This window comes from Bradyrhizobium sp. P2_E8, from assembly GCF_056403875.1.
Genome location: NZ_JBFUES010001574.1, coordinates 1 through 1,095 on the forward strand (window position 1 = coordinate 1; position 1,095 = coordinate 1,095).

Genomic DNA, 1,095 nt, shown 5'->3' on the forward strand with positions numbered 1-1,095 from the left:
ACACGTGCAGGAACGGAATTTCGCCGCGCGCCTCGATCCGGCGCGCGACCGCCGCGAGCAGCGCCTGCGCGTAGCCACGCCCACGGTATTCCGGATGCACGCAGACGGCCGTCATCTCGACGAACTTTCCCGGCTTCATCCGCTCGCCCGTCATCGCGACCAATTCGCCGCCGGCGCGGATGCCGAGGAACGTGCCGAGCTCGTGGGTGCGCAGCGCGAATGGCCCGGGCTTGGTCAGCTCCGTCAGCGCCACCATGGCGGGGACGTCGCCGGCGCCCAATGTGACGATCTCGGCATCGCGGAGCGGACTGTCGGCAGGCGAGCCGATCATCTGCTCGCCGGTCTCGGCGAGCACGACCTTGAAGCCCGCGGGCATTTCGACCGGCTCCGGCGTGAACAGCGCGGCAACCTGCGAGCCCGACAGGAGATCACGGAGCGCAGCAAAGCTTGCCGGGGACATGTCGGCCATGTCGGCAAACGGCGTCATGTCCACGGGATAGCGCAGCGCTCGCGGGCCGCCCTGCGCCAGATGCTTCTGGCTCGTTGTCAGCGCGCTCCAGATCGGGCGATCCAGCAGCGCCTCATCGCTGTCGGACACCGGCCTAATCCTTGTCGAAGCTGACGATGACGGCCGCATTGGCGATGAGGATGGGGTCGTTGGCCACTTCCGTAGCCGAGGGAATCTCCAGCCCGCCCTTGACCGCAGTCACGGTCACGGTGCCGTAGGGCAGCTCCTTCGCAACGGCTTCCTTGTCCACCGCCTCAGGGTTGGGCACCCCGATCGTGACATCGACGAACATGTCGTTCGCGGTCTTGCCGATCATCCGGAAGAAACCGAGGCTCGAATGCCTGATCGCATCGGACACCGCCCGCTTCGCCGCCTTGGTGGCGTCCCTGCCGTGGACGTCGACGCCCATGCCCATCTCGGTGACACAACGAACGCGAGCCATTTCATATTCCTGTGGTTGGTTGGATGGTTGAGAGTGTCGGCGATCAGCGATGGCGACACAAGTACGGTAGACCTATTCGGGCCAAGCCCTCGCTACACACTCCGTCATTGCGAGCGCAGCGAAGCAATCCAGACTGCCGCCGCGG

Annotated in this window: 2 protein-coding genes; both read right to left on the minus strand. The window is 65.8% G+C overall.

The window, feature by feature from the left end:
• Nucleotides 1-598: GNAT family N-acetyltransferase (locus tag AC1D00_RS42395; RefSeq protein WP_477014818.1), on the minus strand; the 598-nt coding region annotated here is incomplete at its 3' end.
• A 4-nt stretch (nucleotides 599-602) separates the two neighbouring features.
• On the minus strand, nucleotides 603-950 hold the full coding sequence (locus AC1D00_RS42400) for a Lin0512 family protein (RefSeq protein WP_092234748.1): 348 nt from the start codon (nucleotides 948-950) through the stop codon (nucleotides 603-605).
• Nucleotides 951-1,095 lie beyond the last annotated feature (145 nt).